The sequence below is a fragment of the Collinsella sp. CLA-ER-H10 genome (genome assembly GCF_040092475.1).
In the GTDB taxonomy this organism is placed as follows: domain Bacteria; phylum Actinomycetota; class Coriobacteriia; order Coriobacteriales; family Coriobacteriaceae; genus Collinsella.
The window spans coordinates 205,353-221,857 of sequence record NZ_JBBNLM010000001.1; the positions used below are offsets into that span (position 1 = coordinate 205,353).

Sequence of the window (16,505 nt, forward strand, 5' to 3'; positions counted from 1 at the left end):
TAGTGCAATCTTTACGCAAACGCAAGCAAATGTTCACACGTCAACAATTGACGAACACCTTGTTACCGATTGTGGCTCCGGAGACGCGTTAATCCTCCATGCCAAGATCGATCGTCGTGCCCTCGAACACCTTGTTGACGGTGCGGACGGCGCACATCTTGCCGCACATGGTGCAGGTGCCCTCGGTGGCGGCGGGGGATTCCTCATAGCGCTTCTTGCCCGTAACCGGGTCGAGCGCGCACTTCCACATGGCGTCCCAGTCGAGCTTGCGGCGTGCCTGGCCCATCTTGTCGTCCATGTCGCGGGCGTGCGGCACCTTTTTGGCGATATCGGCGGCATGTGCGGCGATCTTAGTGGCCATGAGGCCGTCGAGCACATCCTGGGCGTTAGGCAGGCATAGGTGCTCTGCCGGCGTCACGTAGCACAGGAAGTCGGCGCCGGAGCTTGCGGAGATGGCGCCGCCGATGGCTGCGGTGATGTGGTCGTAACCCACGCCGATATCGGTCACCAGCGGCCCCAGCACATAGAACGGGGCGTTGTGGCACAGGCGCTTCTGCAGCTTCATGTTGGCGGCGATCTCGTCGAGCGCCATGTGGCCCGGTCCCTCGACCATAACCTGGACGCCGGCGGCCCATGCGCGCTTGCACAGCTTGCCCAGCTCGATCATCTCGGCGGTCTCGGTGGCGTCGTTGGAATCGTAGAGGCAGCCCGGGCGGCAGGAATCGCCGAGCGAAATCGTCACGTCGTACTCGTGGCAAATCTCGAGCAACTCATCGTAGAACTCATAGAACGGGTTCTCGTTGCCGGTGACCTCCATCCAGCCAAACAGCAGCGAGCCGCCGCGGCTGACGATGTTCATAAGGCGGCCGGTCTCCTTAAAGGTTTTGATGACCGATTTATTGATGCCGCAGTGGATGGTCATAAAGTCCACGCCGTCCTCGGCATGCGCGCGCACGACCTCGAGCAGGTCATCCTTGGTAAGCTTGACCAGCGGCTTTTCCATGTAGCCGATGGCGTCGTACATGGGGACGGTGCCCACCATGAGCGGCGTCTCGTCGATGAGCTGCTGGCGGAACTGGCGTGTCTTGCCCGAGTTGGAGAGGTCCATGATGGCGTCGGCGCCAAAGTCCTCGGCGATCTTGACCTTCTTCCATTCCTCGGCGGCGTCGGCCTTGTCGCCCGAGATGCCCAGGTTGACGTTGACCTTGGTGGACAGGCCCTCGCCGACGCCAAAGGCGCGCATGCCCTTTTTGATGTGCACGATGTTGGCGGGGATGGCGATGCGGCCGTCGGCCACGCGCTCGCGGATGTACTCGGGGTCGCGATGCTCGCGCTCGGCGACCTCCTTCATTTGCGGTGTGATCTGCCCGGCGCGGGCGAAGTCGATTTGCGTGACGAGCTTGGGCTCGGTCTGTGTGCTCATTGGCACGGCTCCCTTCGTTGGCATTACCCATATCAGGTTTGCGGGTCAGGGCGGGCGCGCCCAATCTCAGCCTGCCGTCTTGTCCTGCAAGCTCCCCGTTATGTCATGGGCTCAAGTATAGCCTGAATGGGTACGATTGGGCCAACGAGCGTGCCTGTGGGGAGGCGAACATGGAAGACAAGCATCTATATCGAGAGACGCAATGGGATGTATCGGCCGAGGAAAGCCGCGCGCACCATGGCCTTGTCGCGATTGGTTTTGCGGTGCTTGCCGTGCTGGTGATTGCCTTTTGTATCTGGACGTTTGGTGGTCGCGGCGGCGCTGCCTGGGAGTTTGAGGCCGACGATGCCCTGCCGATCATGACAGTGAAGGTCGCGGGCGACAATACCGTTGCCGCGCCGGGCGACTATTGGTATCCGCGCGACGAGTTTGTTCAGCTGCAGCTGAGCGGTGGCTCCATTCCTGGTGAAGAGATCGAGCGCGTGACCTTCGATGCGTCGCTTAAGACGCTGTCGGTCGAGCTCAAAGATCAAGGGGATGTGCCCACGACGATGGATATCGCGCTGACGGAATGGCGCCTGGAGCCCCCATCGGGCGTCAAGGTGTCCGAGGTGGAGCATGTCAAGGTTACTTATCAAGATGGCTCGACGAGCGAGATCGCTAAGGCTGATGGCTTGGCGGAGTAACGGGGTGTTTGGAAACGGCGGGCCTATTGTGCCTGAACGTTCATGAATACCAGGGTGTTTTTGTCTGAAAGCTCGGGAAAGTGGCGATAACCAACGTCGAACGCGGTGAGTTCGCCTACATCCTCGAGCTTGTTTTCTGCCATCCAGCGCACCATGGAGCCGCGTGCCTTTTTGCTGGCGGTCGAGCGCTGGATGGGCTTGCCGTTGCGGATGCCTTCGCCAAAGAGGCATGTGACGGCTGTGGCGTCGCCCGCGAGGTGGGGCAGAACGGCTTTGGCGTATTCCGCGCTGGCGAGGTTGACGATCGTAGCGTTGGAGCCTGCCGGAGCGATAGCCCGTGCGAGCTTGTCGCCCCAAAACGCGTAGAGGTCTCGGGCACCGTCGACGGCAAGCTTCGCGCCCATCTCCAGCCGATACGGTTCAACGGCATGAAAGGGGCGTACGCATCCGTAAAGGCCCGAGAGGATCCAGAGATGGTTTTGTAGCCAGTCGAGCTGCGCGGAATCCATCACCTTGGGCGCCATGCTCTGGTATTGAATGCCGTGATAGGACATGACGGCGGGGGAGAGGTGACGGGCGAGTGCGGGATTGTCGAGATCGCCGTTTTTCAGGATGGGCCTGAACTCATGCAGGGTGTTGAGGCAAGGCCCCAGCAGTTTGTCGCTCACGTTCCAAAGGGCCTGCAGGCCGCCGCTGCCTTCATTCCGCTCGATATCTAGCAGTGCGCGGTGGAGGCGAGCCGTCTCGTGCGCAAAAGGTGGAATGCCCAGGACTTCAAAAGCATCTTGGGCCGCGCGCATTTGCTTGGCGGGCGAAATGATGGCCTGCAGCATGGACTCTCCTCTGCCAAAAAAGGAAGTTGCGGTGGAATACGGTCTGTTTTGGCCGTTTATGGGCCAGTTTAATCTGTATTTCACCGCAACTGATGAAGGGTTGGTTAGGCGCGCTCGAGGAAGGCCTTGTAGCCGCGGTAGGCCTCGTAGATGTCGGCCTTGTTGGCGACCTCCCACAGGGCGTGCATGGACAGGACGGCAACGCCGGAGTCGATGACGTTCATGCCGTACTTGGCCATGATGTAGGCGATGGTGCCGCCGCCGCCCGCGTTGACGCGGCCGAGCTCGCAGGTCTGGAAGTCCACGCCGGCCTCGTCCATGATGTCGCGGACGAGGGCCACGTACTCGGCGTCGGCGTCGTTTGAACCGCCCTTGCCGCGGCTGCCCGTGTACTTGTTGAAGCACAGGCCGCGACCCATGAAGGCGGCGTTCTTGGTCTCGAACTTGCCGGCGTAGCCCGGGTCGAAGCCGGCGGACACGTCGGAGGAAAGCATGCGGCTGCGGGCGAGCGCGCGGCGCAGGGCCAGCGGGCTATCCTCGCCGGCGAGCGTCATGATCTCGGCGACGGTGTTCTCGAAGAAGCGGCTTGTCATGCCGGTGGCACCCACGGAACCGATCTCCTCTTTGTCGACGATGAGTGTGATGCTCGTGCGCTCCACGTTGGCGACGTTAATCTGGGCGAGCATGGACGGATAGGCGCAGACACGGTCGTCGTGGCCATAGCCCAGAATCATGGAGCGGTCGAGGCCCATGTCGCGGGCGGGACCGGCGGGCACGACCTCGATCTCGGCGGAGAGGAAGTCCTCCTCCTCGACGTCATACTGCTCCTTGAGGATGTCCAGGAACATCTGCTTGACGGGCTCCTTGGGAGCGTCCTTGTCGTCCTCGTCAAACTTGACAGGGCGGCCGCCCACGATCACGTCGAGGATCTCGGCGTCGACGGCGTCCTTGGCGGGCTTGGCCATCTGCTCGCTCGAGAGGTGGATCAGCAGGTCGGAGATGGTAAAGACCGGATCGTCCGCCTTGTCGCCGATGTTGATGTCGACGGTGGTGCCGTCCTTTTTGCAGATGACGCCTACGAGTGCGAGCGGGGAGGCCACCCAGTGGTAGCTCTTGACGCCGCCGTAGTAGTGCGTGTCGAGGTAGGCCATGTCGCCGGCCTCGAAGGCGGGGTTCTGCTTAAGGTCCAGGCGCGGCGAGTCCACGTGGGCCCCCAGGATGTTAAAGCCCTGCTCGAGCGGGGCGGTGCCCAGATTGACGAGCATGAGGTCCTTGCCGTGGTTGGCGGCGTACACCTTGTCGCCGGCCTTGAGCGCGCGGCCCTCGGAGATCACGGTCTCCAGATTGACGTAGCCCGCCTCCTCGGCCATCTTGATACCGGTCTTGACGCACAGGCGCTCGGTCTTGTTCTCACTCAAAAACTGCTTATAGCCGCGGCAAAGCTCCTCGAGCTCCTCGATCTGCTGTGGCGTGTACTTTTTCCATGCGCAGGGACGCTCCATGACGCAGGCTCCTTTCGGATCGATCGTGCTGGTTGATGTACCGTGAGCCATCGTATCACGCGCGGGCTCGCGGCGGCGGGGAAGACTGATGTGCAGTGGCCGTGGGGCGGGGAGCGTGTAAACTGGAGTGAGCAAACCGTGCCCAGCCCAAAGCGAGGTATTCAATATGTCTGACAAGCGCCGCACCTTTGCCGTTATCGACGGCAACTCGCTCATGCACCGCGCCTTCCACGCCGTGCCGCCCACCATGAACGCGCCGGACGGTCGTCCCACCAACGCGATCTTTGGCTTTTTGAATATGTTCCTCAAGATGATTGACGCCTTTAATCCCGACGGCGTTGTTGTGGCGTTTGACAAGGGCAAGCCGCGCGTGCGCATGGAGATGCTGCCGCAGTACAAGGCTCAGCGCCCGCCCATGGACCCCGATCTGCACGCGCAGTTTCCCATGATTAAGGAGCTGCTCGCCGCGCTCAACGTGCCGATTTTGCAGTCCGAGGGCTGGGAAGGCGATGACATCCTGGGCACTATGGCGCGCCTGGGCGAGCAGGCCGGCTGTGACATGCTGCTGGTGACCGGTGATCGCGATATGTATCAGCTCGTGACCGAGCACGTCAACGTGGTCTCGACCCGCAAGGGCCTGTCCGACGTGGCGATCATGACGCCCGAGAGCGTGGACGATCTGTATCACGGCATCACGCCGGCGCTCGTGCCCGACTTTTATGGTCTGAAGGGCGACACGTCCGATAACATCCCCGGCGTGCCGGGCATCGGCCCCAAAAAGGCGAGCGCGCTCATTGCGCAGTACGGTAGCCTGGACGAGGTCATCGCACACGCCGACGAGGTCAAGGGCAAGATGGGCGAAAACCTGCGCGCGCACATCGACGACGCGCTGCTGAGCCGTAAGGTGGCGACCATCCGCACCGATGCACCCGTTGAGCTCGATTTTGAGGCGACGTCCTTCCCGGCGTTTTCTGCCGATGAGGTTTCCGCGGCGCTGGGTACGCTCGGTATCACCGCCATGCAGAACCGTTTCTTGGCGCTGATCGGCGGCGAGGACGGGGCTGCTGCCTCCAGTGTGTTTGAGATGCCCGCGATGGTTCGCGCGGCCGCCGGCGATGCTGACGCGCTTGGTGCCGTTGCGGCTGAGGTCTCCCGTGCGATTGGTGCCGGTGAGTGGGTCGCCGCCGTGGTGGACGACGACAAGGAAGAGGGTGCGCTCTTTGGACTGACGCGCACACTGTGGTTGGCGACGTCTAAGGGCCTGTTCGCGCTCGAGGAGGGCGACAGCGGTGCGGCGGCTGAGGTTGAGGGCTTCAACTTCGTTCACGGCGTGATTGCCGGCGTGCTCGCGCGTCTGTTTATGGAGGGCCGTGTGGCGAGCCCAGATATGAAGGCGCTGTTGCACGAGCTTTCGCCCATCGATTCTTCGGAGCCCGAGCTCATGGATCCGCTCGCTGCCGATTCCACGCGTATCTTCGATACCGTGGTCGCTGCCTATCTGCTGGATTCCGATCGCTCCGAGTTCGATGAGGCATATCTTGCCGATACGTATCTGCAGATGGCGCTGCCTGCGGCGCGCGGCGCAGAGGGTGCCGGTGAGGACGCTCCGGCGCCCGCCGCTCGCACGGCGGCCTTGACGCTGGCGCTGGTCGCACCGCTGCGCGAGTGCATGGCCCGTGAGAATGCCGCCAACGTGTTCGATGGCATCGAGATGCCGCTCGTTCCGGTGCTTGCCAAGATGGAGCGCGCGGGCATGCTCGTGGATCCCGACCGCCTGCGTAATCTGTCCGAGGGCCTGGCGACCCAGATCACTGAGGTCGAGCGAAGCATTCGCGACCTTGCCGGTGATGAGACCTTTAATATTGGCAGTCCCATGCAGCTGTCGCATGTGCTCTTTGATGTGATGGGGCTTCCGACCAAGGGCCTCAAGAAGACTAAGCGCGGCTATTATTCGACCAACGCCAAGGTGCTGAGCGATCTTGCGCGTGACCACGAAATCGTGCGTCTGATCTTGGACTGGCGTGAGAAGTCTAAGATCAAGTCCACCTATCTGGACACCCTGGGCCCGCTACGCCGTGGTGACGGTCGCGTACACACTACGTACAACCAGACCATCACGGCAACGGGGCGTTTGTCCTCGAGCGACCCGAACCTGCAGAACATCCCGACGCGCTCGGAGCTGGGTCGTACCGTCAAGACGGCGTTTTCGGCAGGCGAGGGAAGCGTCTTTTTGGCGGTGGACTACTCGCAGATCGAGCTGCGTCTGCTGGCGCATCTCTCGGGTGACGAGCACTTGGTGCGCGCCTTTAACGAGGGCGAGGACTTCCATGCCGAGACGGCGGCGCGCGTGTTTGGTGTGCCGGTGTCCGAGGTAACGCCCGACCTGCGCAGTCGCGCCAAGGCCGTGAACTTTGGCATCGTGTATGGTCAGCAGGCCTACGGCCTGTCGCAGTCGCTGCATATCTCGATGGCCGAGGCGCGCGACATGATCGACCGCTACTACGAGGCCTATCCGGGCGTGCGTATGTTCCTCGACAACGTGGTGGCACGCGCCAAGCAGACGGGCTACGCCGAGACCATGTACGGGCGACGTCGCCATATTCCGGAGCTCAAGGCCAAAAACCCGCAACTCCGTGGCTTTGGTGAGCGCACGGCCATGAACCACCCCATGCAGGGCACCGCCGCCGATATCATCAAGATCGCCATGGCCCGCGTAAGCCGCCGCCTGGAAGAAGAGGGCTTTGCCGCCCACATGATCCTGCAAGTGCACGACGAACTGGACTTTGAGTGCCCCGTCGACGAAGTCGAGCGCCTGACCGCCATGGTCCAAGACGTCATGGAACACGTAGTAGACCTACGCGTACCGTTGATCGCTGAAGCCAGCACCGGCATAACCTGGGCCGATGCCAAATAAAGACGTACCAACAACACCAAAGTAGCCAAAAGCAGAAGGGGGCTCCTTGCCAACAAGGAGCCCCCTTCATTCCAAAAAAATCAGCCAAGTATCTAGACGCCAAGACGCCATCTAGGCGGCAGGTAAGTAAACCTAGGGCCTGGCCGGGCGGCACGGGATAACTTTTCGTAGATTCCGCACGCAAAGAAAGCCACTTAATGTGGCTTTCGTCTTGCGCAGGACCTGACCGAGCGAAAAGTTATCCCGTGCCGCCCGGCCAGGCCCGATGGGACGGCTACCGAGCCGCCAAGATGGCGTCGATGAGCGTCAGTACGCCCCCGTCGTTGTTGCTCGGAATGCGCCACTTAGCATGCGCGTTCATATGCTCCTCGGCGTTGTCCACGATAAAGCTGTGACCGACGCGCTCGAGCATGGGGATGTCGTTGTAGGTGTCGCCCACGGCGGCAGCATCGGCAATATCGATGCCCAGGTGCTCGCACAGGTGCGCGACGCCGGCGCCCTTGTCGACGCCCAGGTTCATAAAGTCGATCCACTCGCGCCCGGCGTTGGTGACGTAGAGCTTGTCCGAGAACTCGGGGCTATAGGTCTCGCGGAAAGCAGGCTCGGCGTCGTAGCCGGGGAAGAAGACCGAAATCTTGTTGGACTCGAAATCAATGCCCTCAAAGCTGTCGACGTAGTTGATTGTGTTGTAGTAGACGCTGATCTCGTCGTGGTATTGATGGTCGCGGGCAAGCACGTAGAACTCGTCGAAGCAGCACAGGACGGGGACAGCGCGAGGATCCTCCGAGGCACGGCTCAAGACCTGCTGATACAGCTCCACGTCAATATTGCTCTTATAGATATAGCTGCCGCGATAGATCACGCACGCTCCGTTATCGGGACAAAAAGCGAGGCGGTTCTTAATGCCCTCGAACATCTCTTCGAGCTTGGGGGCGGGACGTCCGCTGGCGGGGCAGAATACGATGCCTGCGTCGGCGAGCTTGTCCAGACGCTCGTCGAGACCCTGGGGCAGCATGCGATCGTCGGTCAGCAGCGTCTTGTCCATATCGACGGCGAGAATCTTAATGTTGCCGATGTTGGCGTCCGATTCGTAAGTTTGCATAAAAAAGCGCCTTTCGTTTCGAGATTGTTTCAGACGTTATAACCATCAACTAGTAGTCGAGCGTATTTTCGCAGGAATGGTGCGTATTTGCACTGCAATTCACAAACTAATGAAAAAACTTTTCAGAAATTTGAATTTGTCGCTTGTGCAGCGTGCACTTTATCGTAATATAGCGAACATCGAAAACGGAGACGGCAAAAGAGCCGTTTACCGAGGAAAAGGTACCGTTTGCGATATTTGAATTGCGCCCGGCGATACGTGAGAGGAGAGGCAGATGCAGTTCGTAAAGATCATCACCACTGCAGACAATGCCATCCGACGCCAGCGCGCAATTTCCCGACGACGATAACAATCGTCTCTGTCCGCATGGGGCGCAATGCCTCAACAGAGTCATTTTGAGGTCGTTGGGTTTAAGCACGACATAGCCGCATGTTTCTAGGGCATGCCTGTGATGCATTCTGCTGAATAACCTGATATTGCACGGTTTTTGACCTCAAGGTGACTTGCAACTGACCGATGTTCTAACTAGCTACCAAGGGCGAAAGGAAACAGCCATGAGCAAGGAAAAAGTCGTTCTCGCATATTCCGGTGGTCTTGATACATCCGTATGTGTCAAGTGGCTCCAGGACGAGAAGAATCTCGATGTCGTTTGTGTCTGCGGCAATGTGGGCCAGGAAGAGACCGGACTGGATGCCAAGAAGCAGAAGGCGCTCGACCTGGGCGTTCTCGATTGCCAGGTGCTCGACCTGCGCGACGAGTTCTCCGATGAGTTCCTGGCTAAGGCCATCGCCGCAAACTCCATGTACGAGAACAAGTACCCGCTGCTCTCCGCTCTTTCCCGCCCGCTGCTCGCCAAGAAGCTTGTCGAGGTCGCTCACGAGTTTGGCGCGACCTACGTCGCCCACGGCTGCACCGGCAAGGGTAACGACCAGGTCCGTTTTGAGGCTGCCGTCAAGGCCCTCGACCCCGAGCTTAAGGTTATCGCCCCGGTTCGCGAGTGGGACCTGAAGTGCCGTCCCGACGAGGTCGCCTATGCCCACGCCCACAACGTGCCGGTTCCCGAGGGTGCCAACGATAACCCCTATTCCATCGACGACAACCTGTGGGGTCGCGCCATCGAGTGCGGTCACCTGGAGGACCCTTGGAATGAGCCGCTCGATGACGCTTGGGTTATGACCAAGAACCCCGAGGACACGCCTGACACCCCGACTTACACTGAGATTGAGTTTGAGGCCGGCAAGCCCGTCGCCGTAGACGGCAAGAAGATGAAGCTCTCCGAGATCGTCATCGCCCTCAACAAGATCTCCGGCGACAATGGCTTTGGCCGTCTCGATCTGGTCGAGGATCGCCTGGTGGGTCTTAAGAGCCGCGAGTGCTACGAGGTTCCCGGCGCCCTGACGCTCATCACCGCCCACAAGGCGCTCGAGGACATCTGCGTCGAGGGCGACCTGCTCAAGACCAAGATCAAGCTCGAGCAGGATTGGGCCACCGCCGTGTACAACGGCCAGTGGTACAGCCCGCTCAAAAACGCGCTCGATGCCTTTATGGCCGATACCCAGAAGTTCGTGACCGGCACTGTCCGTCTGAAGTTCTTTAAGGGCAACTGCCATGTCGTCGGCCGCAAGAGCCCCTTCAGCCTCTACGACTACGGTCTGGCTACCTACGACCGCGACACCACGTTTGACGAGAAGGCCAGCGCCGGCTTTATCGAGATCGATACGCTGTCGCTCAAGACGTGGGCAAAGGTCCAGGGCCCCAGCTCTGCTGCCGCCCAGGCCTAGCGCCCCCTTCCCTTGGTATCCGCGCGGCCCATCCGCGTGATACATAACGGGCGCACGGGGTCCCTACCTTTCGTTATGCTTGCTGACACTTCTTAACATCGGTGGCCCCTACGTTCCGCCCGCATATATGATGCCGCGTCTGCGGCTGAGTCCGAGCCCCGCCGGGGTTGTCCGGCGGGGCTCCTTCTATCAATTTGGCGGCTCTGCGCCTATATATATGAGGAGTATCCATTATGTTCAATGCTATCGCGCATGCTTTACTTGCCCTCGCGCCCGAGTTCGATGCTGCAAGGGTCGAGGACGTCCCTATGAGCCTGAAGGCCTGGATCGATGGCTCGCAGGGCAACATCCGGAGGGAGACGTTGGGCGCCAAGTGCATGGCGCGTCACTTCTTTGCAAATTAGCTACATGGCTCCGCACACGGTGGGGAATGTGTAAAACTAGCGGTTGAAAAATCGCTTTAGCGATATGGCGCATTGCTTTGGGCGCTTGTTTTGGTATTTGGAGAAAGGGGACGGTTCCATGGCTCTTTGGGGCGGTCGTTTTGAGGCGGGCGTGGCCGAGGTCACGCAGGAGTTTGGCGCGTCGCTGCCGGTCGACAAACATCTCTATAAGCAGGATATCGCCGGCTCTAAGGCGCATGCCAAAATGCTGGCGGCCCAGGGCATCATCAGTGCCGAGGACGAGCAGGCGATTGCCAAGGGCCTGACCGGAATCGAACAGGATATCGATGCCGGCAACTTCACCTTCGACATCAACGACGAAGACATTCATATGTCCATCGAGAGCGAGCTGACGCGCCGCATCGGCGAGGCCGGTAAGCGCTTGCATACCGGGCGTTCGCGCAACGACCAGGTGGCGACCGATACGCGCCTGGGCGTCAAGGCGCTGGCCAAAGAGCTCATGGAGGCCAATCTTGGGCTGCGTCATGTGCTGGTTGATGCGGCCAAGAAGTACGACAAGGTGATTCTGCCGGGCTACACGCACATGCAACATGCTCAGCCCGTGCTGCTGTCGCATCACCTGCTGGCGTATTCCTGGATGTTCGCGCGCGACTTTACGCGTTTGAAGGCCGCCTTTGATGCTGCCGACAACTGCCCGCTGGGTGCCGCTGCGCTTGCCGGTACGAGCTATCCGCTCGATCGCCAGATGACGGCTGCCGAACTTGGCTTTGCGGGCGTGATCCCCAACTCGCTCGATGCCGTTTCCGACCGTGATTTTCTGCTCGATCTGCATTACGCCGGATCCGTCATGGCGATGCACCTGTCGCGTCTTTCCGAGGAGATCGTACTGTGGTCGAGCTCCGAATTTGGCTTTATCACGCTTTCCGACTCGTACTCCACTGGCTCGTCCATCATGCCGCAGAAGAAGAATCCCGACTTTGCCGAGCTTATCCGCGGCAAGAGCGGCCGTGTGTATGGCAACCTGGTGCAGCTGCTCGTGACCATGAAGGGCCTGCCGCTTGCTTATAACAAGGACTTGCAGGAGGACAAGGAGGGCGCGCTCGATACCGCCCATACGCTCATGCAGTGCCTGTCCGTTATGGCCGGAATGATTTCGACTTGGACCGTCAACGAGGATGCCATGGCGCGCGAGTGCGGCGTGGGGCACCTTGCCGCCACCGATGTTGCCGATTACCTGGCCAAGCGTGGCCTGCCGTTCCGCGAGGCACATGCCGTGGTGGGCCATCTGGTCCTGATGTGCGAGAAGCGCGGCTGCAATCTTGAGGACCTGCCGTTTGAGGTGTTCCAGGAGGCAAGCCCGCTCTTTGAGCGCGACATTACCGAGGCGCTCGATATCCCGTCGATTGTCGCCGCGCGCACGACCGAGGGCGGCACCGCTCCTGCCGCCGTTGCCGTGCAGTTGCAGCGTGCCGAGGCACAGCTCGTGGCTGACGAGGGCGTGTTTGGATCGCTGACCAAGGTCGTCGAGATGGGTCACGGGGCAAAGTAGAGGTTTGGCTGAAGCCGTTTTGGCCATGTATTGATAAATCGTTTTGCTTTACGGGCGTCTGCTGATGTGGGCGTCCGTATTTTGTTGCTATGGGGGAGGGGCTTGTCGAGAAGTTCTGTAGGACCTTTGGGCAGGTTGTGAAGGGGGTACGTTCGCGGGCGGCAACCGACCGCCTGCTCTGTTCGATGCGGTTGATGGGCGGTCGGATGGTACTCTAATCGGGCTTCGAAACAGAAGTGACACATATGGAGCGCTTTAATAAATTGCAGCGTTTCAATAAACAGCTTTTTGTTTAACTGCAGCTAAAACTCTGTTACGATGCAGTCCAGGCGGGTGCCGGAATGGGACTTGGGCACGCGCGAACCTACTTGAAAGGCTACTTTTATGGCTATCGAGAAGACCTTCATCATGATTAAGCCCGACGCCGTGCGCGACCGTAAGATCGGCGAGATCGTTGCTCGCATTGAGCGCAGCGGCCTTGTCATCGAGCGCATGGAGATGACCACGCTCGAGCGCGCTGCCGTCGAGGAGCACTACGCCCATCTGGCCGACAAGCCCTTCTTTGGCGGTCTCTGCGACTTTATGACGAGCGGTCCGGTCGTCAAGATGGTCGTTTCCGGTCTCTCCGCTGTCTCCAAGATGCGCACCCTCATGGGCGCCACCAACCCGCTTGACGCTGCCCCCGGCACCATTCGCGGCGACTTCGCTGTCGATGTTAACGCCAACGTGATCCACGGCTCCGACTGCCTGGAGAACGCCGAGATCGAGATCAAGCGCTTCTTTGGCTAAACCAGCTTTGACTCCTTAAAGCTGTTAGCGTGTGGCTTTGGCGCCGCGGAATTCCATCCGCGGCGCCCTTTTTATTCCAAAATCTATGAAGGGGCCCGCTCGGACATGTGTTCCGAGCGGGCCCCTGCTGTTAGCTTGTGGTACTGAGTAGTTTAAGCCTCGTCGACGACCTTGAGGCCGCGCGTGTGGTCGATCTCGTTGAGGAGGTTAACGCGACGCTCGTGACGACCGCCCTCAAACTCGGCGTCGAGCCACTCGTCGACAATCATCTTGGCGAGCTCGGAGCCCACGACGCGGGCGCCAAAGGCGAGCACGTTGGTATTGTTGTGCATGCGGGAGAGCTTGGCGCTGAAGGGCTCGGAGCACACAACGGCGCGTACGCCCTCGACCTTGTTGGCAGCCAGGCTGATCCCGACGCCGGTGCCACAGATGAGGATGCCCAGGTCGACGTCGCCGTTGGCAACGGCCTTACCCACCTTGTAGCCGGCGATAGGGTAGTCAAAGCTCTCGGAGGTGTCGGTGCCAAAGTTCACGACCTCGCAGCCGCGCTCCTTCAGGTGCTCGGAAATGATGTTCTTGAGCTCGACGGCGGCGTGGTCGTTACCGATACCGATCTTCATGGATGGTTCCTCTCTGGTCTGTGCGGCGCAAATGCTAAAGGTGTTTACCGCGTTCGACTGCATGATAGCGCGACTTTTGCGTAAACGCTCGAGCGTTTTTTGGTCAAACGCTTTAGCAGGCAACAAGACTGACTTCTTGTGAATGAATGTCGTCAGTTTGCGCTTGAGCGCCGTCTGCCGGAACCATGGTTGCGGTTTTTGATGCATTGTTATCAAATAAAGGAGCTAACTATTATGAGAGCCCAGCCCGTTATGCAAGCAGGAGATACCTATGCCTACCGATTCCATCCGTGATGCCGCGTTTTGCGATGTTTTGAACCGCGAACTTGTCTGCGCGCTCGGCTGTACCGAGCCCATTGCCGTTGCCTATGCAGCGGCACTGGCGAGCCAGACGCTCGGTTGCGAGCCCGATCATATGGATGTTGCCTGCTCGGGCAACATCATCAAGAACGTCAAGAGCGTGACCGTGCCCAACTCGGGCGGTATGCACGGTATTGAGGCCGCGGCCGTGCTGGGCGCCGTGGGCGGCGACGCTAAGAGCGCGCTCGAGGTGCTCGAGAGCGTTAACGATGAAGACCGCGCTCGCGTGGCCGAGCTCCTCGCCGACGCCGGCTACTGCGATGTGTCGCTTGTCGAAGGTGTGCCCAACCTCTACATCAAGGTGACTGCGACGGCCGGGGGCCATACCGCGGTCGTCGAGATTACCGATCACCACACTAATGTCACGTGCCATACGCTCGATGGTATTCCGGTATGCGGCAAGTCGGCGGGGGAGTGTGCCGCCTGCGCCGAGCGCGTGGTGGCCGAGCGTGCGGCGGATAAGGCCGATGCCCCTATGAGCATTGAGTCCATCATCGACTTTATCGAGGACGGTGACATTGAGGACGCCCGCGCTGCCGTTGAGCGTCAGATTGAGCTGAATGGCGCAATCAGTGCCGAGGGCCTTGCGCACGCTTGGGGCGCCGAGGTGGGTCGTACGCTGCTGGGTGCTCGTGCCGATGACGTCGCCTGCCGTGCCCGTGCCCGTGCGGCCGCCGGGTCCGACGCCCGCATGAACGGCTGCGCGCTGCCGGTCGCCATTGTGTGCGGCTCGGGCAATCAGGGCATTACCTGCGCATTGCCCGTCATGGAGTATGCCGAGTACCTGCGTTGCGACCACGAGCGCCTGGTGCGCGCCGTGATGCTGTCCGATCTTATCGCCGTGCATATCAAGAGCTATATTGGTGCGCTCTCGGCGTTTTGCGGTGCTATTTGCGCCGCGTGCGGCGCCGGCGCTGCGATTACCTGGCTGTGCGGTGGCACGCGCGAGCAGATTGGCGCGACGGTCTCGAATACGCTCGGTAACGTGGGCGGCATCGTGTGCGATGGCGCCAAGGCGAGTTGCGCGGCTAAGATTTCCGCTGCCGTTGATGCTGCGATTCTGGGCCACGATATGGCCATGCAGGGCCGCGGCTTCCGCGCCGGCGAGGGTCTCATTCAGGATACCGTCGAGCAGACGATTGCCAGCATGGGCTACGTGGGCCGCGTGGGCATGAAGGACACCGACATCGAGATCCTCAACATCATGATCGGTAAAACCCAGGTTTGTTAGTTACGCGGTTTTACCAAACCGCGTAACCAGTCGACGCTGCAAACGCCCCTAAGCGGCAATCTGCCTTTCAATCGTCGGGCATGGCCAGAAGGCCTATGCCCTCCTCTTTCAAGGCACATTGCTCGCTTAGGGGCGTTTTCGCTGTCTTTGCCATAACATCGGCGTTGCTTTGTAAGGTGACAAAGGGACTGTCTCTTTGTCACCTTACAACCTGCGGCACTATTTTGTTTGGAGCGAGGGGTCCTACGACAGTTCGTTGGCTACTTGGTGTTCGTAGAAGGCTTCTACTACGGCGTTAAAGTCGCGGGCGAAGTCTTCCATGGTTCCGCGCCAGGTGGCTCGGCCTGGTTTTCCCTGGCCAACATAGGCGGTTTGAATGCCGCAGGCGGGGCTGGGGAAGTCGCGCTTGGGGTCGTTGCCCACCATGAGGACCTCGTGCGGCTCGAGCCCCATCACCTGAAGCTGCTCTAGATAGTAGGTGGCATCGGGCTTGCAGCGGGTGGTGTTTCCCATGTGCGTGACGAGCTCAAAGGGGGCGTCGGCCAGGTCGCCCCAACCCATGCGGCACTCGATGGCCCCCTGCGGAAAGCTGGGGTTGGTAAAGAGCGCGCAACGCAGTCCTGCATCCTGTACGGCCTGAAGCGCGGCATGTGCGCCGGGCATGGCGTGGGCGTTGATGACATCGTCGTTCTTGTACGGCAGGACTTCACGATCGTAGTAGGTAAACGCCTCGTAGATGAGTGGGTCCGAGAGGCAAATGCCGCACCGGCGCTCAACCTCTTCTTGGTAGAACTCAAGATTGGTGCGATTATCCGTGCCGCGTCGGCGGTTGGCGTTGAGGTCGACCAAGATGGTGCCGAGGCGTGCCATCGTGCCACCGCGGCTGCGTCGCCCGATGTCCGCGAGCATCGACGAGACATCCTTAAAATACCGAAGGATGAATGCGTTGAGGTTGATGCTAAGAAGCGTCTCGTCCATATCGAAAACGACTGCTTTGAGCACGCGGGCACCTTTCTCGATAAATCGTTCTAGAATCGTTGGCTCCGGATACTTTACCTCAAAGGCGTATGGGCAAACTGCTTATCGTCAAGTTGTGGAGACAGCTGTCCATAAGATTACGAAAAAGTCTCCACACGAGTAAAAAAACGCAGTTCACGCTTGAAATCGAACCCATTTCCCCGTAACCTATACGAACGTGATTGCATAAGCGTCACATTAGTATCTGTCGGCTCCCGAGTGTTCCTAAACGTTGTGTGCTTGTCGCACCCTTCTGTAGGTCCTAGCAATCGGGGCCCCGTAGTTCGAAAGGGG

At 60.0% G+C, this 16,505-nt stretch carries 13 protein-coding genes and 1 riboswitch; of the genes, 7 read left to right on the plus strand and 6 right to left on the minus strand.

The window, feature by feature from the left end; all coding sequences use genetic code 11:
- Positions 1 to 88: 88 nt before the first annotated feature.
- Positions 89 to 1,423, minus strand: a complete 1,335-nt coding sequence (gene thiC / locus AAAX36_RS00955) for a phosphomethylpyrimidine synthase ThiC (RefSeq protein ID WP_349073696.1) — start codon at positions 1,421 to 1,423, stop codon at positions 89 to 91.
- Positions 1,415 to 1,531: riboswitch (TPP riboswitch) on the minus strand. Its footprint overlaps the gene before it by 9 nt.
- A 62-nt stretch (positions 1,532 to 1,593) precedes the next feature.
- On the opposite strand from thiC, the gene AAAX36_RS00960 reads away from it, so the two are divergent.
- On the plus strand, positions 1,594 to 2,109 hold the full coding sequence (locus tag AAAX36_RS00960; RefSeq protein ID WP_349073697.1) for a hypothetical protein: 516 nt from the start codon (positions 1,594 to 1,596) through the stop codon (positions 2,107 to 2,109).
- A gap of 23 nt (positions 2,110 to 2,132) precedes the next feature.
- On the opposite strand, the gene AAAX36_RS00965 is transcribed toward AAAX36_RS00960, so the two are convergent.
- Together AAAX36_RS00965 and AAAX36_RS00970 are read right to left on the minus strand one after the other, a co-directional pair.
- On the minus strand, positions 2,133 to 2,942 hold the full coding sequence (locus AAAX36_RS00965; RefSeq protein ID WP_349073698.1) for a YaaA family protein: 810 nt from the start codon (positions 2,940 to 2,942) through the stop codon (positions 2,133 to 2,135).
- Positions 2,943 to 3,046: 104 nt separating this feature from the next.
- Positions 3,047 to 4,444, minus strand: coding sequence for an aminopeptidase (locus AAAX36_RS00970; protein ID WP_349073699.1), 1,398 nt, complete (start codon positions 4,442 to 4,444; stop codon positions 3,047 to 3,049).
- A gap of 166 nt (positions 4,445 to 4,610) precedes the next feature.
- On the opposite strand from AAAX36_RS00970, the gene polA reads away from it, so the two are divergent.
- The gene (polA, locus tag AAAX36_RS00975) at positions 4,611 to 7,358 is read left to right on the plus strand and encodes a DNA polymerase I (RefSeq protein WP_349073700.1); all 2,748 of its coding nucleotides are present in this window, start codon (positions 4,611 to 4,613) and stop codon (positions 7,356 to 7,358) included.
- 274 nt (positions 7,359 to 7,632) lie between these two features.
- On the opposite strand, the gene AAAX36_RS00980 is transcribed toward polA, so the two are convergent.
- A complete protein-coding gene (locus AAAX36_RS00980; RefSeq protein WP_349073701.1) occupies positions 7,633 to 8,460 on the minus strand; it encodes an HAD family hydrolase in 828 nt (275 codons plus the stop codon).
- A 554-nt stretch (positions 8,461 to 9,014) separates the two neighbouring features.
- Here AAAX36_RS00980 and AAAX36_RS00985 point away from each other — a divergent pair.
- From AAAX36_RS00985 to ndk, 4 genes are all read left to right on the plus strand, one after another.
- Positions 9,015 to 10,241, plus strand: a complete 1,227-nt coding sequence (locus AAAX36_RS00985; protein WP_349073702.1) for an argininosuccinate synthase — start codon at positions 9,015 to 9,017, stop codon at positions 10,239 to 10,241.
- 233 nt (positions 10,242 to 10,474) lie between these two features.
- Positions 10,475 to 10,645, plus strand: a complete 171-nt coding sequence (locus AAAX36_RS00990; RefSeq protein WP_158550218.1) for a hypothetical protein — start codon at positions 10,475 to 10,477, stop codon at positions 10,643 to 10,645.
- Positions 10,646 to 10,763: 118 nt separating this feature from the next.
- Positions 10,764 to 12,194, plus strand: coding sequence for an argininosuccinate lyase (argH, locus tag AAAX36_RS00995; RefSeq protein WP_349073703.1), 1,431 nt, complete (start codon positions 10,764 to 10,766; stop codon positions 12,192 to 12,194).
- A 384-nt stretch (positions 12,195 to 12,578) separates the two neighbouring features.
- Positions 12,579 to 12,983: a nucleoside-diphosphate kinase gene (gene ndk / locus AAAX36_RS01000; protein ID WP_349073704.1), complete on the plus strand. Its 405-nt coding sequence runs from the start codon at positions 12,579 to 12,581 to the stop codon at positions 12,981 to 12,983.
- Positions 12,984 to 13,135: 152 nt separating this feature from the next.
- Here the strand turns inward: ndk and rpiB are convergent, their stop codons facing one another.
- Entirely contained in the window at positions 13,136 to 13,603 is a 468-nt protein-coding gene (gene rpiB / locus AAAX36_RS01005; RefSeq protein WP_006234151.1) for a ribose 5-phosphate isomerase B, read from the minus strand.
- Positions 13,604 to 13,874: 271 nt separating this feature from the next.
- Here rpiB and AAAX36_RS01010 point away from each other — a divergent pair, with 271 nt between their 5' ends.
- Positions 13,875 to 15,194, plus strand: coding sequence for an L-serine ammonia-lyase, iron-sulfur-dependent, subunit alpha (locus AAAX36_RS01010; RefSeq protein ID WP_349073705.1), 1,320 nt, complete (start codon positions 13,875 to 13,877; stop codon positions 15,192 to 15,194).
- A gap of 243 nt (positions 15,195 to 15,437) precedes the next feature.
- Here AAAX36_RS01010 and AAAX36_RS01015 read toward each other — a convergent pair whose 3' ends face one another.
- Positions 15,438 to 16,196 (minus strand): HAD family hydrolase, encoded by a 759-nt coding sequence (locus AAAX36_RS01015; protein ID WP_349073706.1) that lies wholly within the window; start codon positions 16,194 to 16,196, stop codon positions 15,438 to 15,440.
- Positions 16,197 to 16,505: the final 309 nt, after the last annotated feature.